The sequence below is a fragment of the Haloarcula sp. CGMCC 1.2071 genome (genome assembly GCF_037078445.1).
In the GTDB taxonomy this organism is placed as follows: Archaea; Halobacteriota; Halobacteria; order Halobacteriales; family Haloarculaceae; genus Haloarcula; species Haloarcula amylolytica.
The window spans coordinates 227,162-249,103 of the sequence record NZ_JAYMGY010000002.1 but is presented as its reverse complement, the minus strand read 5'-3'; the positions used below and the strand labels follow the sequence as shown (position 1 = coordinate 249,103).

At 65.3% G+C, this 21,942-nt stretch carries 26 protein-coding genes and 3 tRNA genes; 10 read left to right on the top strand and 19 right to left on the bottom strand.

Going from position 1 to position 21,942, the window contains the following annotated elements:
- Positions 1-82 precede the first annotated feature (82 nt).
- From VI234_RS05280 to VI234_RS05270, 3 genes are all read left to right on the top strand, one after another.
- Entirely contained in the window at positions 83-286 is a 204-nt protein-coding gene (locus tag VI234_RS05280) for a hypothetical protein (RefSeq protein WP_008307388.1), read from the top strand.
- A gap of 29 nt (positions 287-315) precedes the next feature.
- A tRNA-Ser gene (locus VI234_RS05275) sits at positions 316-397 on the top strand.
- Positions 398-741: 344 nt separating this feature from the next.
- On the top strand, positions 742-2,220 hold the full coding sequence (locus tag VI234_RS05270) for a transporter (protein ID WP_336329429.1): 1,479 nt from the start codon (positions 742-744) through the stop codon (positions 2,218-2,220).
- Between the two features lie 30 nt (positions 2,221-2,250).
- Here VI234_RS05270 and VI234_RS05265 read toward each other — a convergent pair whose 3' ends face one another.
- Positions 2,251-2,622, bottom strand: a complete 372-nt coding sequence (locus tag VI234_RS05265) for a VOC family protein (RefSeq protein WP_008307390.1) — start codon at positions 2,620-2,622, stop codon at positions 2,251-2,253.
- A 59-nt stretch (positions 2,623-2,681) separates the two neighbouring features.
- Positions 2,682-3,560, bottom strand: coding sequence for a PhzF family phenazine biosynthesis protein (locus VI234_RS05260; RefSeq protein ID WP_336329428.1), 879 nt, complete (start codon positions 3,558-3,560; stop codon positions 2,682-2,684).
- Between VI234_RS05260 and VI234_RS05255 the strand changes: the two genes are divergently transcribed.
- Positions 3,552-4,280 (top strand): DJ-1/PfpI family protein, encoded by a 729-nt coding sequence (locus VI234_RS05255; protein WP_336329427.1) that lies wholly within the window; start codon positions 3,552-3,554, stop codon positions 4,278-4,280. The genes VI234_RS05260 and VI234_RS05255 overlap by 9 nt on opposite strands.
- Before the next feature lie 9 nt (positions 4,281-4,289).
- Here the strand turns inward: VI234_RS05255 and VI234_RS05250 are convergent, their stop codons facing one another.
- Both VI234_RS05250 and rnz read right to left on the bottom strand, forming a co-directional pair.
- The gene (locus VI234_RS05250; RefSeq protein ID WP_008307393.1) at positions 4,290-5,363 is read right to left on the bottom strand and encodes a Gfo/Idh/MocA family protein; all 1,074 of its coding nucleotides are present in this window, start codon (positions 5,361-5,363) and stop codon (positions 4,290-4,292) included.
- 42 nt (positions 5,364-5,405) lie between these two features.
- The gene (rnz, locus tag VI234_RS05245; protein ID WP_008307395.1) at positions 5,406-6,341 is read right to left on the bottom strand and encodes a ribonuclease Z; all 936 of its coding nucleotides are present in this window, start codon (positions 6,339-6,341) and stop codon (positions 5,406-5,408) included.
- A gap of 369 nt (positions 6,342-6,710) precedes the next feature.
- Here rnz and VI234_RS05240 point away from each other — a divergent pair, with 369 nt between their 5' ends.
- The 3 genes from VI234_RS05240 to VI234_RS05230 all read left to right on the top strand — a co-directional run bounded on the left by VI234_RS05240 (position 6,711) and on the right by VI234_RS05230 (position 9,337).
- The gene (locus VI234_RS05240; RefSeq protein WP_336329426.1) at positions 6,711-7,757 is read left to right on the top strand and encodes a hypothetical protein; all 1,047 of its coding nucleotides are present in this window, start codon (positions 6,711-6,713) and stop codon (positions 7,755-7,757) included.
- Positions 7,758-7,814: 57 nt separating this feature from the next.
- On the top strand, positions 7,815-8,480 hold the full coding sequence (locus VI234_RS05235; protein ID WP_336329425.1) for a potassium channel family protein: 666 nt from the start codon (positions 7,815-7,817) through the stop codon (positions 8,478-8,480).
- Between the two features lie 380 nt (positions 8,481-8,860).
- On the top strand, positions 8,861-9,337 hold the full coding sequence (locus VI234_RS05230; protein WP_008307403.1) for a PIN domain-containing protein: 477 nt from the start codon (positions 8,861-8,863) through the stop codon (positions 9,335-9,337).
- A 16-nt stretch (positions 9,338-9,353) separates the two neighbouring features.
- On the opposite strand, the gene VI234_RS05225 is transcribed toward VI234_RS05230, so the two are convergent.
- The 11 genes from VI234_RS05225 to VI234_RS05175 all read right to left on the bottom strand — a co-directional run bounded on the left by VI234_RS05225 (position 9,354) and on the right by VI234_RS05175 (position 17,178).
- Positions 9,354-11,057, bottom strand: a complete 1,704-nt coding sequence (locus VI234_RS05225; RefSeq protein ID WP_336329424.1) for a methyl-accepting chemotaxis protein — start codon at positions 11,055-11,057, stop codon at positions 9,354-9,356.
- Between the two features lie 131 nt (positions 11,058-11,188).
- A complete protein-coding gene (locus VI234_RS05220; protein ID WP_336329423.1) occupies positions 11,189-11,986 on the bottom strand; it encodes an SDR family NAD(P)-dependent oxidoreductase in 798 nt (265 codons plus the stop codon).
- Positions 11,976-12,098, bottom strand: a complete 123-nt coding sequence (locus VI234_RS05215; RefSeq protein ID WP_275039400.1) for a hypothetical protein — start codon at positions 12,096-12,098, stop codon at positions 11,976-11,978. The genes VI234_RS05220 and VI234_RS05215 overlap by 11 nt, the downstream gene beginning before the upstream one ends.
- Positions 12,088-12,210, bottom strand: a complete 123-nt coding sequence (locus VI234_RS05210; protein WP_275039400.1) for a hypothetical protein — start codon at positions 12,208-12,210, stop codon at positions 12,088-12,090. Before VI234_RS05210 ends, VI234_RS05215 begins: the two co-directional genes overlap by 11 nt.
- Complete coding sequence (locus VI234_RS05205) at positions 12,200-12,871, bottom strand: non-canonical purine NTP pyrophosphatase (RefSeq protein ID WP_336329422.1); 672 nt, start codon at positions 12,869-12,871, stop codon at positions 12,200-12,202. The genes VI234_RS05210 and VI234_RS05205 overlap by 11 nt, the downstream gene beginning before the upstream one ends.
- Positions 12,872-12,936: 65 nt before the next feature.
- The gene (locus tag VI234_RS05200) at positions 12,937-13,212 is read right to left on the bottom strand and encodes a DUF5808 domain-containing protein (RefSeq protein ID WP_004590574.1); all 276 of its coding nucleotides are present in this window, start codon (positions 13,210-13,212) and stop codon (positions 12,937-12,939) included.
- 214 nt (positions 13,213-13,426) lie between these two features.
- Complete coding sequence (locus VI234_RS05195; RefSeq protein WP_336329421.1) at positions 13,427-15,088, bottom strand: bifunctional N(6)-L-threonylcarbamoyladenine synthase/serine/threonine protein kinase; 1,662 nt, start codon at positions 15,086-15,088, stop codon at positions 13,427-13,429.
- A 9-nt stretch (positions 15,089-15,097) separates the two neighbouring features.
- Complete coding sequence (locus VI234_RS05190; RefSeq protein ID WP_004590578.1) at positions 15,098-15,232, bottom strand: 30S ribosomal protein S27ae; 135 nt, start codon at positions 15,230-15,232, stop codon at positions 15,098-15,100.
- The gene (locus VI234_RS05185) at positions 15,233-15,541 is read right to left on the bottom strand and encodes a 30S ribosomal protein S24e (protein WP_004516108.1); all 309 of its coding nucleotides are present in this window, start codon (positions 15,539-15,541) and stop codon (positions 15,233-15,235) included.
- 195 nt (positions 15,542-15,736) lie between these two features.
- Positions 15,737-16,744, bottom strand: a complete 1,008-nt coding sequence (locus VI234_RS05180) for an AAA family ATPase (RefSeq protein ID WP_336329420.1) — start codon at positions 16,742-16,744, stop codon at positions 15,737-15,739.
- Positions 16,745-17,107: 363 nt separating this feature from the next.
- Positions 17,108-17,178 (bottom strand) — tRNA-Gly (locus tag VI234_RS05175).
- A gap of 219 nt (positions 17,179-17,397) precedes the next feature.
- Between VI234_RS05175 and VI234_RS05170 the strand changes: the two genes are divergently transcribed.
- On the top strand, positions 17,398-18,231 hold the full coding sequence (locus VI234_RS05170; protein WP_008307418.1) for an NAD+ synthase: 834 nt from the start codon (positions 17,398-17,400) through the stop codon (positions 18,229-18,231).
- A gap of 23 nt (positions 18,232-18,254) precedes the next feature.
- On the opposite strand, the gene VI234_RS05165 is transcribed toward VI234_RS05170, so the two are convergent.
- A complete protein-coding gene (locus tag VI234_RS05165; protein ID WP_008307420.1) occupies positions 18,255-19,025 on the bottom strand; it encodes a DUF3105 domain-containing protein in 771 nt (256 codons plus the stop codon).
- Between the two features lie 38 nt (positions 19,026-19,063).
- Complete coding sequence (locus VI234_RS05160; RefSeq protein ID WP_008307422.1) at positions 19,064-19,738, bottom strand: enoyl-CoA hydratase/isomerase family protein; 675 nt, start codon at positions 19,736-19,738, stop codon at positions 19,064-19,066.
- A 60-nt stretch (positions 19,739-19,798) separates the two neighbouring features.
- Here VI234_RS05160 and VI234_RS05155 point away from each other — a divergent pair, with 60 nt between their 5' ends.
- Together VI234_RS05155 and VI234_RS05150 are read left to right on the top strand one after the other, a co-directional pair.
- A complete protein-coding gene (locus VI234_RS05155) occupies positions 19,799-20,455 on the top strand; it encodes a DUF7114 family protein (protein WP_336329419.1) in 657 nt (218 codons plus the stop codon).
- Positions 20,456-20,522: 67 nt separating this feature from the next.
- A tRNA-Thr gene (locus VI234_RS05150) sits at positions 20,523-20,594 on the top strand.
- Positions 20,595-20,788: 194 nt separating this feature from the next.
- On the opposite strand, the gene VI234_RS05145 is transcribed toward VI234_RS05150, so the two are convergent.
- Both VI234_RS05145 and VI234_RS05140 read right to left on the bottom strand, forming a co-directional pair.
- Positions 20,789-21,232, bottom strand: a complete 444-nt coding sequence (locus VI234_RS05145) for an acyl-CoA thioesterase (RefSeq protein WP_336329418.1) — start codon at positions 21,230-21,232, stop codon at positions 20,789-20,791.
- A gap of 127 nt (positions 21,233-21,359) precedes the next feature.
- A complete protein-coding gene (locus tag VI234_RS05140; RefSeq protein WP_004590591.1) occupies positions 21,360-21,908 on the bottom strand; it encodes a KH domain-containing protein in 549 nt (182 codons plus the stop codon).
- Positions 21,909-21,942 lie beyond the last annotated feature (34 nt).

Genomic DNA, 21,942 nt, shown 5'->3' with positions numbered 1-21,942 from the left:
CCGTGGCGGCCACCGCTTCGTGTATGCGACGGCTCGCACGGACAGTACCTGCCGATACAACAGCACGGAGCGGAGGGCGCTGATGGACCCACGAACGAAGGGCAGCATCCTGTGGGGCGTCGTCGGGAGCCTCGCGTTTCTGGTTCTCGTTCAGGGTTACGAACTGCTGGCCGGGACGCCGGTGTCGATATCGGCCAAAGCTGGCGTCGCCGTAGCCGTCGGCATCGGGGCGACGCTGGCCTCTTACCGCATGCAGCCCCGGCTGTTCGGAAACGAAAGCCCTTAATCGCCCGCCCTCGCACTCTCGAAATACGTGCCAGGATGGCCGAACGGTAAGGCGCACGCCTGGAAAGCGTGTTCCCTTTCGGGATTCTGGGTTCAAATCCCAGTCCTGGCGTTTTCTGTGACTGACTGCGAGTGAGGAGCGACAGCGACGAGCGAGCCAGCAGTCACGAAACGTACATTGACTGGGATTTGAGCACGCGAGTCGCAGCCCCGGGAGCACAGCGAAGCGAGCACCCCGGAACGTCTCGCCATCGGTTCAAATCCCAGTCCTGGCGTAGGGAAGTTCGAACGAAGTGAGAACCTCCGGAAACGCAAACGGCGAACGGAGTGAGCCGTGAGCGGATGTTTTCTGTGACTGACTGCGAGTGAGGAGCGACAGCGCCTGTCACATTGCTGTTCCGCCTGCCAGTGCAACCACCGCACCGTTTTCCCGGCCCCAGCACTGATACTCGGTCGATGGTCGAACAGCGTGATGGCGACGAGATAGACCTGCTGGACTCCTCGATTCTGACGAGCAGCGGGGCGCTGTTCTCGACGACGCTGTTCGTGCTCAGCGGCATCGTCTACGCGTTCGTCACGTCGCCTGGGGCGACTGGCACGTATTTCTTCGTCAGCATCTCGGTCTCGCTCGTCCTCCGTCCGATCCGGGGTATCAGCCAGACGCTGCAGAAGGTCGGCAGCGAACGGGGCGAAGCTGTCGGCCCGTATTTCGGCCTGGCGATACTCTTTGCCCTCGGCTATCTCGTCGTCGCCGGTGGGGCTGTGGCCGCGCTGGCCGGCGTCATCGTCCGCAATACCGTGGTGTCCCCGGGACTGCTCGCGCCTGTCGGTCTGTACGCCCTTGCGGTTGCACTGTCGATGATCGCGACGAGTCTGGTCGGTGCCATCGGCTACCCGAGCGTACAGACGTGGCTCACCGGCACGCAGAGCGCTATCCAGCTCAGCATCCTGCTGGCGCTGGCTCCGGCACTGACGACCGCCGGAGACTTGCTGCTCGTTGTGGCCGGGGTTCGCCTGGCGGTGCTCGTTCCCGTGACCGTCGCGCTGGGCGTCGTCCCGACGCTGCCGGATCGACACGCCGTCGAGCGCGCCTGGAACTTCGCCAAGTGGAGCGTCCCGGACCAGATTCTCGACCGCCTGTCGTACAACATGCCGGTGTACGTGTTAGGCGTGGTCGCGACCCCGGCGGCCGTCGGTATCTACGAGGCCGCCGACCGGTTCGCCGACTTCGGGGCGACGATCTCCTGGCGGCTCTCCTCCCCGCTGCTCACGAAGGTCAGCGGGGACTCCTCCGCCGGCGACACGCAACTCGCGTACCTCGACGGGGCTGTTACCGGCGGGACGGGCGTCACCTTCGTCGTTTTCGGCTACCTGTTGGCCGCACACGACGTGGTTGCGCGGATCGCTTTCGCCGGCTCGGAGGGTGTCTTCTCGACGACTGTCTTGCTCGTCGGCGGCGTGAACATCCTCCGCGGCTTCTGGACGCTCACGTCACACGCCATGGAGGGTGTCGGGAAACCGAGCGTGACCTTCCGCACGAAGCTCTACGGACTGGCGTTCAGCGTTCCAGTGCCCGCGATCTTCGGGGCGGAGTTCGGGGCGGTCGCCGGGGCCGCCGGGTACGGCGTCATGAATCTGGTCGTCTTCGGGTACGTCATCTACTACGCTCGGGGCGTCTTCGGGCGGATTCCGCTCGAACCCGGGATTGCGGCGTATCTCACTATCGGCCTCGGCGTCTCGTTTGCACTCACGACGGGTGCAGTCGCCGGCCTCACGCGTGCCGGCCTCTCCCCGATTGTCGTTGCCAGCGTGGCCGCCGTGACGTGTCTCGTCGGCTTCGGCGGCTTCCTCGCTGCGGTGTCCGCACCGGCCCGACTCGTCGCCACCCGGACGGCAGCGTTGTGGCGCAGCCGGGTGCGCTCCCTGCTTGGGTGAGCACTGCTCGTTCGCCGTCGGTCCCGCCGCTCAGAGCCAGCGGTAGAACTCCAGCGTGTACCCTTCGGGGTCCTCGACGAAGGCGGCGAACGCGTCGGCGGCGTCGATTTCCGTCGGTTCGAGCACCGGCGCAGCGCCGGCGTCGATAGCTGTCTCGAAGGTCGCCTCGACATCGTCGACGGTGAACGCGATGTGGTCCACGTCGGCGCGATTCGGCGCGATTGGGGTGGTACGGCCGGGGTCGTAGCGCAGTTGCAGGTCGCCGTCACCGTCCCGGCCGAGATAGACGTTCTCGACGCCGTCTAACGTGAACCGATTCGTCTCCTCGAAGCCCAGCGCGTCGTAGAACTCCATTGCGCGGTCGAGGTCCGAGACGCAGATCGCGGTGTGTGCGAGGTCCATGCCGCGGCGTTGTGGACGGGGCGAAATGAGTGTGCCGGTAACGCGGCTGTCGCGGTCGCTTACAGCAGATCGCCGCGAGCGACGGGGACGACGCTGCCGCCGACCCGGACGCTGATGTCCTCGCCGCTGCCGTCAGTCGAGAGGTGCAACAGCGACGGTCGCCCCATCTCGTAGCCCTGCTCGACCCGGGCCTCGACGGCGGGGCTTCCGAGCATCTCGTGGCGGGCGAGATACGCGGCCAGGCAGCCGTTCGAGGAGCCGGTCGCGGGGTCCTCCGGCACGTTGTAGAACGGCGCGAACACGCGGACGGCGAGGTCGTTGTCCTCGCTTCGCGGCTCTCGACAGACCGCCAGGACGTTCTTCGCGTCGCGGTCGCCGGTCACGGCGTCGTAGGCGTCGCGGTCCAGTTCGATGGCTTCTAGCGCGTCGCGGTCGGCCACCGGCACGACGATTGTCGCCAGCCCCGTCGAGACGATTTCCACCGGCCAATCGTGGTCCAATCGGTCAGCGGGCAGGCCGAGTACAGCAGCGAGGTCCTCGTGGGCCAACTGTTCGCCGAACTCCGGCGATTGCTGTGTCATCCACAGGGTTTCCCGCCCGTCGCGCTCTCGCACTTCGACCGGAACCTCACCGACGGGCAGGTCAAGTGTCACCGTTTCGGGATGCCCCTCAGCCAGATGGTCCCGGATGACCTGTACCGTCCCGAGGGTCGGGTGGCCGGCGAAGGGGACCTCGGCCGCGGGCGTGAAGATGCGGACCGGCCACGCGCCGTCGCTCGGCTCCCCGGTGACGAACGTCGTCTCCGAGTAATCCATCTCCGCGGCGATAGCCTGCATCTCGTCCTCGTGCAGGTCATCGGCGTCCGTCACGACGGCGAGCTGGTTGCCGGTGTATCGCTCCTGCGCGAACACGTCGACGATGTGAAACGGGTGGGACATACCTGTCCGCTCGGCGGCGTCGGCAAAGAGCGCTCCGGACAACTGTCGGACGGTACCGAGACCCGCACAATCACCGGGCTATTTGCCGCTGTCAGCCGTGTCGTGGGCATGGACACTGTCGCCATCGCCTGCTTCGACGGGTTCGACGAACTGGACGCCATCGGCCCCTACGAGGTGTTCGAGAACGCGGCGCGCTTTGGCGCGTCGTGGGACGTGACGCTTCGCTCGGTACGCGAATCGGATATAGTCACCGCGAGCCATGGGCTTCGGGTCGAGCCTGACGGCCCGCTCGCCGACGTTGTGCCGGACTTGCTCGTCGTGGCCGGCGGCGGATGGAACGACCGAAACGAGGCCGGCGTCTGGACAGAGGCCGAACGCGGGGACCTGCCCGAGGCCGTCGCGGCGGCACACGACCGCGGGACGACTGTTGTCGGCGTCTGTACCGGCGGGATGGTCCTCTCCCGGGCCGGTCTGCTCGACGGCCGGCCCGCGGTGACACACGGCGGGGCAATCGAGGACCTGCGGGCGACCGACGCGACAGTGGTCGATGCCCGGGTCGTCGACGACGGCGACGTCTTGACCTGTGGCGGCGTCACGTCGGGGCTGGACCTCGCGGTGCATCTCGTCGAGCGCGAGTGGAGCGCGGACGTGGCTACCGCTGTCTGTGAGGAGATGGAGTACGAGCCCCGCGGCGATGTCTTCCGCGGTGAATTGGCGTAAAACGCGGAATCAGGCGTTCGCGCGGGCGTCGTCGAGCAGCGCCTGCACGTCGACGGCCTCGCCGGTTTCGCTGCTCTCGATGGCGGCGAAGACGATGGCCATCGATTCGAGGACGCTGTCGACGTTCGTCGGCATCGGGTCGCCGCCGTCGATCCAGTCGCAGAACTGCTCGATGAGCCAGGCGTTTTTCCAGTGGGGCCGCTCTGCCAGCGGTACCGTCTTGCCGTCGCCCTTGCCGATGCTCTCGAAGTTCCCGGTGTCGTATGCGTCGGCGTGGAACCGCTCGACGTCGCGGCGGTCGAGGAGGACCGTCTGGTCCGAGCACTCGGCGCGGAACTGCTCGTGGCCCCAGCCGTTCAGCGTCGTCGCGTTGGCGTAACTGCCCTCGTACTGGGCGCGGGTGCCGTCAGCGAAATGCAGCGTCACGAGGCCGCTGCAGTCACCGTCGTAGTCGGCCTCCTCGGGCGTCCACGTCTCGGCGTACACCCGCTCGCAGGGCGAATCGGCCAGTGACGCGAGGATGTCGAGGTGGTGGATTGCGCCGTCGAGCAGGAGCATGTTCTCCATCTCGTAGACGTAGTCGGCGTAGAACCCTCGCTCGCGGACGTTACCCGTGTACCGAGCCGTCAGATAGTCGATGTCGCCGGCCTCCTCGACAGCGCGCCGGAACGTCGTCTTGTCCCGGTCGAACCGGTGGCTCATCGTGACCCCCATCTTCTTGCCGGCCTTATCGACCTTCTCGGCGACCCGAACCGACGCCTCTAGCGTGTGGGCGATCGGTTTTTCGGAGATGATGTGCAGGTCGTGGGCGAGCGCCGTCTCCACCACGGCCTCGTGGGTCGACGGCGGCGTCACGATAGAACAGATGTCGGCCGGCCGCTCCGAGAGCGCGGTTTCGAGGTCGGTGTAACACTCCTCGGGCGACAGCCCGAGTTCCCGTTCGGCTACTTCGTGCCGTTCCGGGTCGGTATCGACCGCGGCGACGACCTCGATTCGGTCGTCGTGAACGTTCGGCGGAATCGCGTCTGTCGCCCAGGTAGAGCCCTGGCCGCCCAGACCGACGTGGACTAATCGGTGTGTCATGGCTCCGTTATTGCTTCAACGAATAAATGCTGCACTATCTCATCAGTACTCGTCCGCGTCCGGGAACTCGACACGTCGCTCCATCCCGTCTTCCGCGAGCACGACCTCACCGTCGAACGCGTCGCGGGCTTCGTCGACTAACTGGTCGGCGCTCGCGGCGTAGCGCGTCGAGATGTGCGTCAGCGCCAGCGTCGACGCCCCAGCCTGTCGCGCCACGTCGGCGGCTTCCCGAGCAGTGGAGTGGGCCGTCGCCTTCGCTCGTTCCTTCCGGTCCTCCGCGAAGGTGGCGTCGTGGACGAGCAGGTCCGCGCCCTCGCTCGCCTCGATGACGCTCTCTTTCGGGAGCGTGTCGCCGGTGTAGACGAACCGTCGGCCGGGACGGGGCGGCCCGACGACGGCCTCCGGCTGGATGGTCTCGCCCTCGTGTTCGACGGGTTCGCCACGGTGGAGCTTGGAGTATTTCGGCCCCGGCGGAATGCCGAACTTCTCCTCGGCTTTCTCCCGGTCGAACTTCCCCTTCCGGTCGTCCTCGTCGAGGACGTAGCCGACGCTGGCACAGCGATGGGCCGTCTCGATGGCTCGAATCTCGTACTCCGGCCGGTCGAGGACTACGTCTCCGGCCGACACCTCGTTGATGCGGACGGGAAACGAGGGTGTCGTCCCGTTGGCCTGGATGAGCTGTTTGATGTTCCCGCGCGTGCCCGCCGGCGTGTGGACGGCAATCGGCCGCTCGCGTTCGTTGAAGTCCCACGTCTGGAGCAGCCCTGGAATCCCGAGGACGTGGTCGCCGTGGAGATGCGTGACGAACAGGTGGTCGATAGCGAAGCCGGTGCCGTAGCGCATCATCTGCCGCTGTGTGCCCTCGCCGCAGTCGAAGAGGAGGTAGTCGCCGTCGCGGTTGACGAAGATGCTGCTCGTGTTGCGCTGGGTCGTCGGCACGGCCCCACTCGTCCCGAGAAACGTCACGCGCATAGTCATCGAATCCTCTACTGTCGACGGGTAAACCGGTGTCGAAAGGGTGTCGTCACAGGTGCGGTAGCACTCTTCGTCTTGTCACTGCGACGCTCGTTTGTGTGTCGGGATGTGACATGACTGTTTCTACTGACCGGTAATAGCGGCTGCTTTCCGGCGTCACACACTGTCTCGCGCGCTTCTCCGTCGAGACCTTAACCACCAGCAAAACAATTTAACACTGGGTAAGTATCACTCAGTCTCACTTTCCCGAGCCAGCAGTAACAGATGACGGCTTAGCAGGTTATTATATTCTATTGAACTGTCTCGTCAGTTTATGTGTTGGTCACCCGTTGCATCGTTCGCATTGCCTTCCGATCACCGCAGAACTGCATCATGATACGCACACGCACACTCGCCGTTTTCGCTGCGCTACTCGTCGTCGGCGGCCTCACCGCACAGGTCGGGGCTGTACCGGGCGTGACAGCGCAACAGGCATCGCCGTCAGAACAAGCCGGGAACACAGGTGTCGCAGTCCATTCCCTGACTGCCCCGGAGAGCGTCGCACCGAACTCGACTGCTGACGTGGCCGCGACGGTCACGAACAACGAGAACACTACAGTGACTGAATCCGTGGCGTTCCGGTTCGACGGGGCTGTCGTCGACCGGACGCTCGTCACGCTTGAGCCCAACGAGACCACCACAGTCCAGTTCTCCGCGGACACAACCGGCGTCGCGCCCGGTGACTACCGCCACGGTGTCTTCACCAGCGACGACGGGCAGGTCGCTCCAGTTACCGTCTCTGAATCGTTCACCCTGGAGAGCCTCGACGCACCGACGACCGCTACCGCCGGTGACAACATCACTGTCGACGCGTCCGTCGCCAACCCGAACGACTTCAACACGACACAGACCGTCGAGTTCCGACTGGGTGGCCAGCCGCTGGCCTCCGAGTCTGTGACCCTCGACGCGAACGAATCCACTGACGTGACGTTCACCGTTGACACGACCGGCGTCGAGCCGGATACGTACACTCATAGCGTCTTCACGCGCGACGACGGCGCGTTCGCCGAGATAACCATCGAGTCGGCCGTCGATGTGCCCGAAGAGCCGACTGAGAACGAGACTGAGGTGCCGACCGAAGGCGAAACTGAAGAGCCGCCCGCAAACGAGACCGAAGAGCCGCCCGCGAACGAGACTGAGGAGCCGCCCGCGAACGAGACCGAAGAGCCGCCGGCGAACGAGACTGAGGAGCCGACCGAAGGCGAAACTGAAGAGCCGCCAGCAGACGAGACTGAAGAGCCGCCAGCAGACGAGACCGAAGAGCCGCCAGCAGACGAGACCGAAGAGTCGACCGAAGACGGAACCGAGGAGACTGACGAAAGCGACGAGACTGACGAAACGGACAACGCGACTGAAGAAGCCGCGACGACAGAAGGCTAACGCGCGCCACCCTGTCACCCGTTCACATTTTTAATGGTGGCCGTCGTACCGTCGTCCATGAAGTTCGTTATCGTTGGCTATGGCCGCGTCGGCATTCGGACCGCACGGATTCTGCAGAGCGAGGGCCACGAGGTTGTTATCGTCGACAACGACCCCGTAAAGGTCGAACGGGCCACGGAGACCGGGTTCGAGACTATCCAGGGTGACGGCAACGAGGAGAGCGTCCTCATCGATGCCGGCATCGAAACCGCGGACGCTATCGGCGGCCTCACGGGCGACCTGAACACGAACTTCACCGCCTGTATGATCGGCAAGGAGTTCGGCTGTCGAACCGTCCTGCGGATCGACGCCGACTACCGCGAGGAGATCTACGAGAAGTACGCCGCCGACGTGGACGAGATCATCTACCCCGAGCGGCTGGGCGCGGCCGGCGCGAAGACGGCACTGCTGGGCGGTGACTTCAACGTTCTCGCCGACCTGACCGAACAGCTCTCGGTCGCGAGTATCCGAATCCCCGACGACTCGCCGTTCGTCGGGAAACGAGTCGTCGAGGTGGAACTGCCCGGTGACGCACACATCTACGCACACGGCAAAGACCACGAACCGATGACGATTCCGCTCCCACAGACCGAAATCGAACCGGGCGACAGCGTTGCGATCATGGCTGACCCCGGCGGGCTGGACGACATTCGGGCGACGCTTCGTGGCGACGCGTCAGCCTGAGATTCCGGGACCGCATCCCGCGTTGTCGTCTCTTTTTCAGGACGATAGCGCTTGCCGTCTGCGGCGAAAGCCGGGGGAGTAGAATATGAAAGGGAGGATCGCGGTGTCCGGGCGCGTCTGGGGAGGATAGGATGGCACGCAGTGGCACCGACGTCCACTGGAGCCGTGGAAACGCGCCCGTACCGGGTGGAATGCTACCGGTAGACATAAATACCCGTCAGACAGGCGGCCGACGGACGACAGACGGCACGGCTTTTTGCCCGTTCAGCTACTGCTTCCTGCTATGACCTGGGCGACGTTGTTCGAACGCGCGGCGGACCACCAGACCACGGTCGACGCTGTCCGTGTGGCCCTCGACGAGCACCGGGCGGAGGACGACGATGCGTGAGCCGTCGCCGGCGCGTGTCGTCGCAGACGCCGACGTCCTCGCCGCCGATCTGCTGTGTGGACCAGACAGCGATGCCCGTGCCGCTATCGACCACATCCGCCGGCACTCGTGGGTCACGCTCGTCGCGAGTGACCACCTGTTAGCCGATGCTACTGCCGTCATCGCCGACCTCGCTGACGACGACCTGGCAGCCGATTGGCGGGCGCGGATCGAACCCGACTGTGACATCGTCGACCACCCGGCCGGCGACCAGCCCGCGCTGGCATCGGCCTATCGGGGCGGCGCACAGCACCTCCTCTCCTACGATGATACCCTGCGCAGCGCCCGGACCAGCGCGTCGCTCAACCGTCATATGTCTCTGAGTGTCAGACCACCGGACGCCTTCGCGCGCCTGTTCGACCCGGAGTCACTGTACCCAGTCGTCGAGGACGGCGAGTATCCCGGTCCGGACCGTGACCCACGCGCGTAGCGAGTGGTCTTGCTGCTCAGTCGTCAGCCGTCGTTACGGTGGTTGTGGCGCCTTCTCCCGACGGCCCGGCTGCGTCCTCGGCAACGTCGAATTCCGCAAGCACCTCACGCAACTCGTCGGTCTGGGCTGCCATCTCCTGTACTTCGGTGGTCACTTCGGTAATCGTCGCGGTCTGTTCCTCGGTCGCGGCGGCGACGGCCTCGGACTCCTCGTTGGTCTGCTCGCTCACAGTCGCGACTTCGTCGACCATATCGACGACCTCCTGCGTGGTCTCCGCCTGTTCGGAGGTAGCTCCCGATATCTCCTGAATCGAATCGTTGACTTCGCCGAGCACGTCGACGATGTCCTCGAAGTCCCGGAGCGCCGACTCGATGGTCGCGGCGCTGTCGGTCACCTGCTGGTTCGTCGCCTCTACGTCGCTGACGGTCTCGCTGGCCTCGTGCTGGACCGATTCGATGCGGTCCGACACGTCTGTCGCGGCGTCGCGGGTCTCCTCGGCGAGCGTCTTCACCTCGTCGGCGACGACGGCGAACCCGTCACCGCTCCCGTCCGCGCGGGCCGCCTCGATGGAGGCGTTCAGCGCGAGCATATTGGTCTGCTCGGCGATGTCCGTGATGACCTCGACGATGTCGTCAATCTCGCTGATCTGGTCGACCAGACTCTCGACCGCAACGGCGATGTCGTCGATACGGGCCTCCATCTCGTCGAGTTCACCGATAGCTTGCTCGGCGTCTGCGCGTCCCTCTCGGCCTCGCTGTGTCGCCTGCTCGGCGGTCGCGGCGGCGCTTTCGGCGGTCGCGGCGATCTCTTCGACGGTGGCAGACAGCCTGTTCATCTCCGAGGCGACGTCGTCGTGACGCGACGCCTGCTGACTGGCTCCGGCCGAGATCTCCTGAACCGACCGGGAAATCTCGTCGCTCGCATCGTCGATCTCTTCGACGCTCCGGGTGACGTGATCGCTCGTCTCGTCGACGTCCTCTGCGAACGCGGCGACGGTGGCAACTGTCTCCCCCAGCGTCGTCACGAGGTCGTTGTAGTTCTGGACAACGGCGTCGAACTGCTCGTCGTCGGCCTCGAAGTCCTCGTCGATAGTGGCCGTCAGGTCCCCGTCTTTCGCCCGTTCGGCGGCGTCACCGAAGGCGACGACGAGGTCGTTCAGCGCCTGGGAGCGCCGTTCGAGGTCGCTGGTCATCGTCTTGAGTTCGGTGGTGTAGTCGTCCATACTGGCGGCCATCTTCTCCAGCGACTCTCCGAAAGCTCCGGGGACATCCTCATCAAGCACATCGGCGTCGAACTCCTGCCGGGAGAGCGCGTCGGCTTGCCGGGACACCGTTAGCAGATAGGATTGCATCGACCTGAACGACGAGAGCAGTTCGGCGACCTCGTCGTCGCGCTCGCTCTCTGGCAGTTCCACGTCGAGTTCGCCGGACGCGATGTGGTCCGCACCCGCGGCCATGGCTGTGATTGGCTCGACGAAGTCCTCGCGGGTGATGAACACCGTGTTGGCGAACGCGACGATAGCGCCAGCGAGCAATACACCGGTGACGACGAACCGGACGGTCCCGCTGGCGACGAGAGAGACGACTGCCAGCGCGACCGAGGCGGCAAACTGTAGACCGACGGCCGCGAGCACCTTCCGCTCGACGGAGCCGGAGACGCCGAAGAAGTCCAGTGATTCGCGTATCACCGCTTTGTACTGTCCGACCAGATCTGTGAGCATACGAACCCTTTTCTTACAGTGTTTAATAATGTTCCAGTCTAATTCTCGGATATTGAAAAGGAATCAGTAGACGAAGACTCAGAACATGGCGATACGAGCCTCGTTCAGATGGCATTCTCGCTCTTGATTCTCTACCGGCCTCGATTGACCAGCGCTGCGACGCGCCGGACGACCCAGCGCGGCGTCACCCTGACCAGCCGGTCGATAAGCCGCATCGACCGCCGCGGAATCACGACAGTCTCGCCAGTGGCGGCCCCTTCGTAGGCCGCCGATGCGACTGCTTCGGGCGTATTCGAGGCGACAGATCCAACCATCGAGTCCGCCATCCCGGCTCGTTCCTGAAACTCTGTGTCGACCGGGCCGGGACAGACGACCGTCACATCGACCGGAGTCTCACGGAGTTCCTCGGTCAGCGCCTCGCTGAAGCTGTTGATGTACGCTTTGCTCGCGTAGTAGCCAGCGAGATTCGGTCCCGGCTGGAACCCGGCGACTGAACCCACGTTGATAACCGCGCCGCCGTCGTCGAACTCGTCGAGGAATAGCCGCGTCAGTTCGACCGGGAGCATGACGTTCAGCCGCAACTGCGTCCGCTCGGCGTCGAGATCGCTTTCGGCGAACGGGCCGTAGGTCCCCACGCCGACGTTGTTGACGAGGACACCGATGTCCAGCCCGCGGTCCAGCACCTCCTCGTACAGGGCTTCGGCGGCCGCCGCGTGGTCGAGGTCCATCGTGATTGGTGTCGCCGTGATGCCCCTCGTTTCGAGATCCTCGGCCAACCGCTCCAGTTTCTCCTCGCTCCGGGCGACCAGCACCACGTCGTGCCCGCGTGCGGCGAACTCCTGTGCCAGCGATTTGCCGATGCCCGCCGACGCACCGGTTATCAGGGCGGTGCCGCCGGTCCCGACGACCGGCACGTCGCTACCGCTCACCGTACCACTCCGCGACCGGTGTCGCTTCGGGTTCCAGCGCCGTCGGTCCCTCGCCGCTGGAACTTCCGAGGGATGCGGCACATCCCTCGACGGACGGTTCGCTACCGCTCACCGTACCACTCCGCGACCGGTGTCGCTTCGGGTTCCAGCGCCGTCGGTCCCTCGCCGCTGGAACTTCCGAGGGATGCGGCACATCCCTCGACGGACGGTTCGCTACCGCTCACCGTACCACTCCGCGAACTTCGACAACGCCCGCCCGCGGTGGGAGATCGCGTTTTTCTGCTCGGTGCTCATCTCCGCGAACGTCGTTCCGTCGTGCTCGAAGATCGGGTCGAAGCCGAACCCGCCCTCGCTGCGCGGGGCGACAATCTCGCCGTTCACGCGCCCCTCGAACAGCTTTACCGGGACTGTCTCGCTGCTCCTCCCCGCGCTCCCGTCGTGGACCTGTTCGTCCGTCGTCGCCGCGCCGCGGTCTTCGGCCGCCAGGTCCTGTCCGCGCCGGTCCTCGCGGTCGATCCCGCCCGGATCAGGCGTCGCCTCGAACCCTTCGCCGTCGCAGTAGGCGATGACCGTCTTGAACGCCGCGCCGCGGTCGTCCTCCGGCTCGGTCATGCGCCAGACGCGCTCCACGCCGACGGTGTCCTCGACGTAGGAGGAGTACGGCCCGGGGAACCCGTCGAAGGCGTCGATGAACAGCCCTGCGTCGTCGACGATGACTGACCCGTCAGCCGCTCGGTAGGCCGCCCGCGCCCCCTCGGCCGCGACCGTTTTCAGGTCATCGGCCTGGACTTCCGGGTAGTCGAAGTCGAACTGTTCGACCTCGTCGTCGAGATACTCGGTCGCTTCCCGTACCTTTCCGGGATTGGTCGTGACAAAACTGAGCATACCGGCACACAGCGACCGGCGATAAAAGAGCCGTCGAAACTCCGCAACCGCTCAACCAATCCGTCTCAGTCGACGACGACTTCGACCGGTTCGTCCTCGCTCTCGGACTCGAACTCCTCGCTGCTGCCGCCGCGTTCGAGATACAGCATCACGCCGGCGACCGCCAGCACGACCCACGAGCGCCAGTTCGCCAGGTTCAGCGTGTAGCCGATGCCGAACGGCTTCTCCACCAGCATGTCATCGCCCGGCTTCCAATAGGCCGACACCAACCGCTTGAGGCTCGGTCGTTCAAAGTTGTACGGCACGCCGAACAACGTTCCCGACTGGGGTTTTTCTGCCATACCGATTCCTATTCGGGCCGAGGTTAAACCATTTGTCCACCACCTTTTTCATCGTCACCGTTCCTCGCTCGCTTCGCTCGCTGCGGGGACGGCTCCTCGAAAAACGTGGGCGAAAAAAGCGCGAATCGCGGAGCGATTCGCGTGAAACCGCTCGCTACGCTCGCGGTATGCTTTCTCCGCCGACCGCGACTCAGCACCTCCCTTGGTTCCTATTCTACTGATACCGGCCCCGACCTTCGATATCGTCGAGGCTGGCGAACACTGCGTCGGCGTGGTCGCTCTCGGTCCGGTAGGCGTCCTCAGCAGCCGACAGCAGCGTCTCGGGATCGTCCGCGGTCCCGGCGAGCGACTGGGCGAGGACGTGGAGGTCCATCGCGTGGTCCTCGGCCTCCTGCGTGTAGTAGCCGAGGCCGAAGTCGATGAGGAAGGTCCGTTCGCCCTGCCCGCCACGGCTACCGACTCGGACGTTTCGCGTCGTGGGGTCGCCGTGGACGAAGCCGGCGTCGTGGATGCGAGCGAGCCAGCGCCCCACGTCCGCGACGCGCGCCTCCGACAGCCCCTCACGGAGGTCCGCCTCGCCCACGCGCTGGAAGACGATGCGGGATTCCTGCGGGTCCACGTCCCGCACGAGCGGCGTCGGGACGCCGTGTCGGCGCGCCTCGCTGGTGAGCCGGGCTTCCTGTCGGGTCCGCTCGGTTCGGAGGCGTTCGTCGAGCGTTGGATGGCGGTAGCTCCGCGGCACGCGCTCCTTGATGACTCGGTCCTCCTCGAAGCGGACGGTCGCCTCCGCGCCCTGGACTTCGTCGTCCGCCGCTCGATAGCTGTCGACTGACTCCTCGGCCCCGCGCCAGGTGACGGTCACTTCGTCGGGCCGGAAGTTCGAGTCGATCTGTGAGTCTTCGATGGCGATTGTGTCGCCGGCCGCGTACATCTTCGCGCCGAGCATCGCGATCATCCCGGCGTTGTCCCGCAGGAAGCGGTCCTCGGGGGCGTAGAACGCCGCGCCGCGTTGCTCGCACATCTCGCCGAGCATCCGCTGGAGGCGGTCGTTCTGGCCGACACCGCCGCCCAGCACCAGTTCGTCAGCACCGGTCAGCGACAGCGCCCGCTCGGAGACTTCCGTCAGCATCGCGAAGATGGTCTCCTCCATCCCGCGACAGACGTCGTCGACCGGGACGCCCTCGTCAACGGCCTGCTTGGCAGCGCTCATGATGCCCGAGAAGGAGAAATCCATCCCCTTGACGACGTAGGGCAGTTCGTGGTACTCGCCGTCGCGGGCGTGCTGTTCGACCTTCGGTCCACCGGGATGGGACCAGCCGATGTGGCGGGTGAACTTGTCGATAGCGTTGCCGACGCCGGTGTCCATCGTCTCGCCCAGCACGCGGTAGCGGCCGTTCCGGTAGCCCAGGATGTGAGCGTTCGCGCCGGAGGCGTTCAGACACACCGGCGAATCGAAGCCCGAGCGATGGCGACCCACTTCGAGGTGAGCGACCATGTGGTTCACGCCGACCAGCGGCACGTCGAACCGTTGGGCGACCGCCCGAGCGGCTGTGGCGACGATGCGAAGACAGGGGCCGAGTCCCGGGCCACGAGCGAAGGCGATGGCGTCAATCGGCGCGCTGTCGTCTCCGTCCCCGTTCGTACCGCCAGCGGCCGCCCGCTCGTGTGCATGTCCGATGGCCGTCTCGACGACGGTCGGGATGGCCTCGCCCATGTGCTCGGCGGCCTCGCGCGGGTGGATGCCGCCGCTGTCTGGGGCGTACGCGTCAGTTTCGATAAAAACGTAGTCGTCGTCGGTTACCCGGGCTGGGTCCGGCGTCTCGAACACCGAAGCACTGGCTGCCCAGGCGGTACCTTCGATACCCAGAATACGCATCGGGCGGCCTTACTTCCACTCGGTGTAGCCGCACTTGCCGCAGTGCTGGCGGTCCTCGTGCTCGGCGAGGACGGTGTCACCGCACCGGGGACAGGTCTCGCGGTCGAGTTCGCCGTCGTCGCTGTAGTACTCGTTGTGTGGCATCTATGCTTCCTCCGCTTCCTCTTCGCCGTCGGCGACGATCTTGTTGCGTTCGAGCATGTGGTCCTGCTCGACGTCGCGGGCGTACTCAGGGTTGTCGTAGACCTTCGCGTAGCCGACCGTCTTCCGCATGCCGAACTTGGTGTCGAGCTTGTGGATGACGACTTCTTCCGCGTCCTTGTTCAGCGTGGCCGCAAGAGAGTCGCGGACAGAGAGACGGGAGGGGGTGGCTTCGTCGTGGACGACCTCGAACCGGACGTCCGTGCGGTGCAACATGGGATTCTCGTCTTCTTCGATGATGTCGATATCCATGGTTCGTTGTCCGTATCTACCCGCCGAAGCGCGTAAAAGGATTTCGAAGCGGTTGACGCCGCCTCGGCGGCTGAGCGTCCGCGATTCCATGTCACCGCGCCGTATCGCGGTTCGGCAAGAGGCGCGGGAACGTACAGTAGCGGCCGGCTGTGTCCCGTACAGCGCCCCAGAGCATTATCGGCCGGCAGCCGTTCCCTACCGCTCGCCCAGTTGTGCGAGGAAGTGTGAGAGATGGATTCGCTCGTTGGCCGCGTCCACGAGCGCCATATCCGTCTCTCCGGCCATCTCGTGAATCTCGGCCAGTCGGTCCCCGGAGTAGCGTGACCGGGCCACTTCCAGCATATCGTCGAGGATATCGGACGCGCCGTATCCCTCGTCGACGAGCAGGTCGTCAAGCGTCGCCCGCGCGTCGGTAAAGCGTCCGTCTTCGGCCGCGTCGATCATCTGCTCGACCTGGTCGTCGGCTTCGACGGCGTTCAGGGTCTCGAAGGCGGCGTCCATCGTCACCTCGCCCTCGGCTTCGGCAGTCGTCTGGGCGGCCAGCACTGCGGTCCGGAGGTCACCCTCCGCGTAGCCGGCGACGTACTCGATGCCGTCGTCGTCATGGTCGACGCCCTCCGCGGTGACGATGTCCTCCAGTACGGACGCCGTCTCCTCGTGAGTCGGTTCGCGCATCACGACCGGGAAACACCGCGAGCGGATCGGCGGGATAACGGCCGAGGGCTGGCGCGTCGCGATAACGAACTGCGTCGCCTCGTAGTACTGCTCCATCACCCGGCGCAGTGCCTGCTGGAAGTCCTCGCGCATCCCCTCGGCATTGTCCAGCAGGATGGTCTTGTAGCTGCCCGACACCGGCGAGTAGCTGGCGGACTCCTTGAGGACGTGGTTGATGAGGTCTGCCTTCGAGGATTCGCGGCGGCGCTTGCTGTCGATGAACGACGCGAACCGCGGGTCGTTCGAGACCTCCTTTTTCGTCATGCCGAACACGTCGGCCATGTTGAGTTCCGTGAAGTCCGCGTCGGGGTTCTCGTGGACTTCCCGGGCAAAGGCTCGGACAGCGGCCGTCTTCCCGCTCCCTTTCGGTCCGTGGACCAGGAGGTTCATCGGCTCCTCGATGGCTCCTTGCAGGTGCTCGCGGGCCTTCGGCTGGCGGATGTCCGACAACTCCGGGGCGTGTGTCTCCGTCCACAGCGGCGCGTCCATCTGTTGGCACTGGGTATGCCCGGCCCCGACAAGTATCCCGCGGTCCGCGGGCTGTGTCGCTCACACTGGGAAACGACGGGAAGAATGCCTCGGCCGGGAGTGAGCGAACCAGTCCGTTCGCGAACATCGGACAGTAAACGACCGCAGGGAATGCGCCGGCCGGGAATTGAACCCGATGGCGAGACTCACTCTGTTCGCCTCGCGTGATTCAATTCCCGTGGACTGCATTTGCTGCTCGCGACTTGCTCGCATCAAAATGCGCCGGCCGGGAATTGAACCCGATGGCGAGACTCACTCTGTTCGCCTCGCGTGATTCAATTCCCGTGGACTGCATTTGCTGCTCGCGACTTGCTCGCATCAAAATGCGCCGGCCGGGAATTGAACCCGGGCTATTGCCTTGGGAAGGCAATGTCCTACCACTGGACCACCGGCGCGCATCGTTCACTACGTTCACTCGCGCGCCGAGGCTCGCAAATCCGTCGGATTTGCTCACCACCGGCGCACTTCGGTAGACTGCAGGTCGGTCGGACCTGCGAACCCCGTATCGAACTGTCAACAGCGACCGCACTTGAACGTAGCGTTTCGACTGGACGGTCGTCCGAAAATATCGCGCCGATGGATGGGTATTAGTTCCGCCCGGCCAACTAGTAGATATGGCAACAGCGGACTCCGTCGTACGGGCCAACGACCCGATCGACCTGACGTTCTCCGAGGCTGAACTGGACGCCCACCGCGACCATATCACGTCGTTCATCGAGGAGCAGGTCGACGCCGCCGGTGTCGACACCGTGGTGCTGGGGCTCTCGGGCGGCATCGACAGCACACTCGTCTCACACCTGGCTGTCGAGGCGCTCGGCCGCGACGCTGTCCACGGCCTCGTGATGCCCAGCGAGGTCAACCGCGCGGACAACATGAGCGACGCCGAGCGCGTGGCCAACGACCTGCTCGGCATCGAGTACGACGTCATCGAAATTAACCCGCTCGTCGACGCGTTCCTCGACGCCTATCCCGACGCCGAGGGTGACCAGCTCGCCGTCGGCAATCTCCGGGTTCGCTGCCGGGCGGTGCTGAACTATCTCGTCGGGAACCACGAGAACGCGCTGGTACTGGGCACCGGTAACCGGAGCGAGGCGCTGGTCGGCTACTACACGAAGTACGGCGACGGCGCGGTCGACTGCCATCCCATCGCGGCGCTGTACAAACAGCAGGTCCGGCAGCTGGCGAAACACGTCGGCGTCCCCGACGACCTCGCGGAGAAGACCGCCAGCGCCGAGATGTGGGCCGGCCAGACCGACGCCGACGAGATGGGGATGGACTACGACACGCTCGACTCTATCCTCGCCCTGCATATCGACGGCGGCGTCCCGGCGGCTGCGACGGCCGACCGGCTCGGTGTCCCGCTGGATGTTGTCGAGACTGTCCGAGAAATGTACGAATCGAGCGCCCACAAGCGAGCGATGCCGCCGGGTGCGGACCCGCTGTACTGAGGCCTGTTCCTTCGAGTTAGCCGTCAGCGGACCGGGTTCTCCGGCCCGCGGCCCAGATACTCCGAGAGGAACGCGTGGACGGTGTCGGCGTCGTAGCTGTCCAGCGTTAGCTCGTGCCGCCACGCCGTCACGACGTAGGTCGCCCGCGGGTCGTCGTTGGGGTTCGGGACGGCGACGACGCTCCGCCAGGTGCCGGTGTGGGTGCTGGAGAACTCCCGAAGGCTCTCTCTGGCTTCTGGGGAAATTGCATCGGGGTCGTAGTAGACGATGACCGCTCCGTGTTCGAGCGTGTGGACGAGCGAACCGAGCAGCGGCGTCGCCTCGTAGAAGCCTGCATCGACTGTCGAAGCGTAGTGCGTCCCGGAGAGTGGCGGGACCCGCTGGTAGTCGATAGCACTGCCTTCTTCGACGTGGGTGGTCCCTCTGTCCGGGAACTGCTCGACGCCGGCCAGTCGGTCGCTGTCGCCGGTGTCGTCCAATGGCGACGCTTCGACCCCGGAGGCCTCGACTGCCGAAAGCGGCTGTGCGCCCGCCGTCCCGACGAGGTCCGTGTCGCTGCCGCCGTCCCCCCCACTTAGCTGAGTCGCGTATGCTGTGAGTCCGATCGCAAACACCACGACGATGCCGATGATGATTGGACCCATCGGAAGGGTCCCGTCGTCCTCGCCTCCGGTGTGTTCCTCGACGCGCCGACGGTCGATAGCCCCCAGTTCGCCGTCGTGGGCGTCGGCGAGGTGGTCGAGATAGGCGTCGTCACCGTCGAACGATTCCGCGCAGTACTCACAGTCGACCATTGGCGGCCCGTATGCGAGGCGTCGTCTTGTACCCTTCCCTACTCCGTCTTCGCGCTGAGGTCGGCGAAGGCCTGCTGTTCACGGCGCTCCTGGGTCTCCCTGTCGGCGTCGTCCCGCATCCGTGCTTTCAGCACTCGTAGCGCGTCCGTGTCGACGGCCGCCACTTCCTCGGCGACGGCCCGAGGCTCCGCAGTGACCCGCGAGACAAGCCCCATCTGCAGGGCCGTCTCGGCATCAAGCGTTCGGCCAGAGAGCGCGATATCCAGCGCGTCGCCGGTCCCGACGATGTCGGGGAGCCGCGCCGTCCCGCCCCAGGCCCCGAACAGGCCGAGTTTGACCCCGGTTTCGGCCAGCGTTGCGCCGGGCGTCGCCACCCGGATATCGCAGGCCAGCGCCAGTTCGACGCCGCCGCCCCGCGCCGCGCCGTCGATACCGGCGACGACGGCCCCGTCGTAGGATTCGAGCGTCCGAGCGACCCGCTGGCCCAGCGCCGCGAACGCCTCGGCGCGCTCCGAATCGAGGGCCTTGACCTCGTCGAGGTCCGCGCCGGCGCAGAACGCCTCGCCAGCGCCGTGGAGGTACAGCACTGGCTCGGTCGCTGACTCGACTGCTGCTTCGAGGTCACGTAGCGCCGTGCTGGTGAGCGCATTGCGCTGGTCGGGCCGGTCGAGCGTCAGGGTCCGGATACCATCGCCGCTCGTGGTCTGTACCATGCCTGCTGTGACTCTGCGGTTTCCAAAGGTCTTTGCCCTTCCCGTCGCTAGACCCTCATAATGGAGGAAGTGGCGGCAGTTCGCCGAGCGGCGTTGGCGGCAGTCGACGATGTCGAGCCTGACCGGCTTCACGAGCGGATCGCCGCTCGCCTGGACGACGCGTCGCTTGCGCCCGGCGTCCTGACGCTCGTCAGCGCGGGCGCGACCAGCGACCCACCGGTCGACCTGGCTGACGGCGTCGCCGACCGAGCCGCCGGCGTCCAACTCATCTACGAGGGACTCTCGCTCACTCGCCAACTGGCCCGCGACGACCCCTGGGTCAACGGCGACCGCGACACGGCCGACCTGGATATCCTCATCGCGGACATCCTCGTCTCGCGTGGCTTCTACCTGCTCGCCAGGACCGAGGCCGCCGACGCCGCCGTCTCCGTCGTCCGTTCGTTCGGTCACGACCAGACAGTCCGTCAGACGACCAACGACGACAGTCTCGACACCGCGCTCGAAACTGACATTCTGGAACTCGCCGTGGTCGCCGGCGTCACCGCCGCCGGCATCCGTCCCACCCCGACACTCCGCGAGTACGCGACTGAACTGGCCGTCGACGGCCTCCCGCCCAACGCCGAGTTGCTCCGTGAGGAGGTCGCCGACGCGCTCCGGGCCCGCGCGGGGGCCGAACAGCCATCCGGCGACGGGACCGAGGCCGCGGCCGACCACTGATACTAATCGACACACCGGCCCCGAATCGAAACGACTTTAGACAATTGCCGGATACACACTGATGCGTGCCTGGGTAGCTTAGCGGTAAAGCGCGTCCTTGGTAAGGACGAGACCCCGGATTCAAATTCCGGCCTAGGCTTTCCCGACCACATTTCTTCGAGGCGCTCCGTCGCCGAGCAACTGCTGTGGTCGGGAGACCGGTACCGGGATTTGAATCCCTGGAAGACGACCAGCGGGAGTCTTCCATCGGTTCAAATTCCGGCCGAAACTCCGAATGAGAACCACTGCGTAGCGATAGGATTCCGCGGATGGTTGCGATGATGATACCGCCCGCTACTCCCGCTTCGGTTCTTCGGCGAGTGCCGTCTCACGCAGTCGCTTGCACTCCTCGCTCTCGGCGGTCAGGTCAGGAACCGGCGTGGGCGTGCCGTCGTCGACGGCGACGAAGGTAGCATAGGCGCTGGTCGTCTCCTCGGTGTCGCCGGTGTGTGGGTCCTCGCGGGCGACTTCGATGCGGACTCGAACGCTGGTCCGGCCTGTGGCGTAGGCGTATGACTCGATGAGCGCGGTGTCACCGATGGGTATCGGGCGCTCGAAGTCGACGCGAGACATCTGTGCGGTCACGCAGGACTCCCTGGCGGCCCGCATGGCAGACATCGCCCCGATCTCGTCCATCCACTTCATCACGATTCCCCCGTGGGCGCTGTTGTAGTTGTTCGCGTGGGTCGGCTGGACGCGCTCCCGGTTGACGATATGGGTATCGGCGATGGTCGGCATACCGTCTCGTAGAGCGTGTTTCGGGAAAACGGTGTGGTGCGCCGCTGACGGGATTCAGCAGTGACCGTACGCACTCATACTGTCGCCGTGGCTCGCAATCGCCAGCCAGACAGCTAATTTACCGGAGTTACCCGGTGAACTGGTGGTATTCGAGGCCTTTGTGCTTCATCTCGTTGTGCTTGCGTTCGAGGAACGAGTAGACGGAGCCGTGGGGAGCCCCGTCCAGAATCATCTCGGCGGCCTCTCGCACGGCGTCGACCTGCTCCGGGCCGCCGATGATGCCCAGCGTCGACCCGTAGATGACCACGGCCGCGCCGGAGAGTTCCTGCATGAGTTCCCGCGTCCGGCCGCCCTCACCGATGAGCCGGCCCTTCTGGCGGCGGAAGTCGTTCTTGTTTCGGGAGGCGGCCTCGATGTCGATGAGTTCGAACATCATCATATCGTCCTCGAGCAGCGCCAGCGCGTCGTCGGGCGCGAACCCGCGGCCGATGGCCTTCACGATGTCGGGGCCTTTCAGCGCCGTCACGGGGTCGCCGACGGACTCGACTTTCACCGTGCCGTCCTCGGAATCGATATCCAGCCGGACCTCTGCGCGCTCCTCGATCTCGCGCATGGTCTCACCTCCCTCGCCGATCAACACACCGATACGGTCCTGCGGAATCTTCACGTGTTGCATAAGTATACCTCTCTGTAGGAGGGTCTGCCTGTTT

Excerpts from the sequence above, each read along its gene's own strand:
- VI234_RS05280 (WP_008307388.1), top strand. The coding sequence starts at position 83 with ATGGACCCACGAACGAAGGGCAGCATCCTGTGGGGCGTCGTCGGGAGC.
- VI234_RS05270 (WP_336329429.1), top strand. The coding sequence starts at position 742 with ATGGTCGAACAGCGTGATGGCGACGAGATAGACCTGCTGGACTCCTCG.
- VI234_RS05265 (WP_008307390.1), bottom strand. The coding sequence starts at position 2,622 with ATGGACCTCGCACACACCGCGATCTGCGTCTCGGACCTCGACCGCGCA.
- VI234_RS05260 (WP_336329428.1), bottom strand. The coding sequence starts at position 3,560 with ATGTCCCACCCGTTTCACATCGTCGACGTGTTCGCGCAGGAGCGATAC.
- VI234_RS05250 (WP_008307393.1), bottom strand. The coding sequence starts at position 5,363 with ATGACACACCGATTAGTCCACGTCGGTCTGGGCGGCCAGGGCTCTACC.
- rnz (WP_008307395.1), bottom strand. The coding sequence starts at position 6,341 with ATGACTATGCGCGTGACGTTTCTCGGGACGAGTGGGGCCGTGCCGACG.
- VI234_RS05240 (WP_336329426.1), top strand. The coding sequence starts at position 6,711 with ATGATACGCACACGCACACTCGCCGTTTTCGCTGCGCTACTCGTCGTC.
- VI234_RS05235 (WP_336329425.1), top strand. The coding sequence starts at position 7,815 with ATGAAGTTCGTTATCGTTGGCTATGGCCGCGTCGGCATTCGGACCGCA.
- VI234_RS05230 (WP_008307403.1), top strand. The coding sequence starts at position 8,861 with ATGCGTGAGCCGTCGCCGGCGCGTGTCGTCGCAGACGCCGACGTCCTC.
- VI234_RS05225 (WP_336329424.1), bottom strand. The coding sequence starts at position 11,057 with ATGCTCACAGATCTGGTCGGACAGTACAAAGCGGTGATACGCGAATCA.
- VI234_RS05205 (WP_336329422.1), bottom strand. The coding sequence starts at position 12,871 with ATGCTCAGTTTTGTCACGACCAATCCCGGAAAGGTACGGGAAGCGACC.
- VI234_RS05200 (WP_004590574.1), bottom strand. The coding sequence starts at position 13,212 with ATGGCAGAAAAACCCCAGTCGGGAACGTTGTTCGGCGTGCCGTACAAC.
- VI234_RS05195 (WP_336329421.1), bottom strand. The coding sequence starts at position 15,088 with ATGCGTATTCTGGGTATCGAAGGTACCGCCTGGGCAGCCAGTGCTTCG.
- VI234_RS05190 (WP_004590578.1), bottom strand. The coding sequence starts at position 15,232 with ATGCCACACAACGAGTACTACAGCGACGACGGCGAACTCGACCGCGAG.
- VI234_RS05185 (WP_004516108.1), bottom strand. The coding sequence starts at position 15,541 with ATGGATATCGACATCATCGAAGAAGACGAGAATCCCATGTTGCACCGC.
- VI234_RS05180 (WP_336329420.1), bottom strand. The coding sequence starts at position 16,744 with ATGGACGCGCCGCTGTGGACGGAGACACACGCCCCGGAGTTGTCGGAC.
- VI234_RS05170 (WP_008307418.1), top strand. The coding sequence starts at position 17,398 with ATGGCAACAGCGGACTCCGTCGTACGGGCCAACGACCCGATCGACCTG.
- VI234_RS05165 (WP_008307420.1), bottom strand. The coding sequence starts at position 19,025 with ATGGTCGACTGTGAGTACTGCGCGGAATCGTTCGACGGTGACGACGCC.
- VI234_RS05160 (WP_008307422.1), bottom strand. The coding sequence starts at position 19,738 with ATGGTACAGACCACGAGCGGCGATGGTATCCGGACCCTGACGCTCGAC.
- VI234_RS05155 (WP_336329419.1), top strand. The coding sequence starts at position 19,799 with ATGGAGGAAGTGGCGGCAGTTCGCCGAGCGGCGTTGGCGGCAGTCGAC.
- VI234_RS05145 (WP_336329418.1), bottom strand. The coding sequence starts at position 21,232 with ATGCCGACCATCGCCGATACCCATATCGTCAACCGGGAGCGCGTCCAG.
- VI234_RS05140 (WP_004590591.1), bottom strand. The coding sequence starts at position 21,908 with ATGCAACACGTGAAGATTCCGCAGGACCGTATCGGTGTGTTGATCGGC.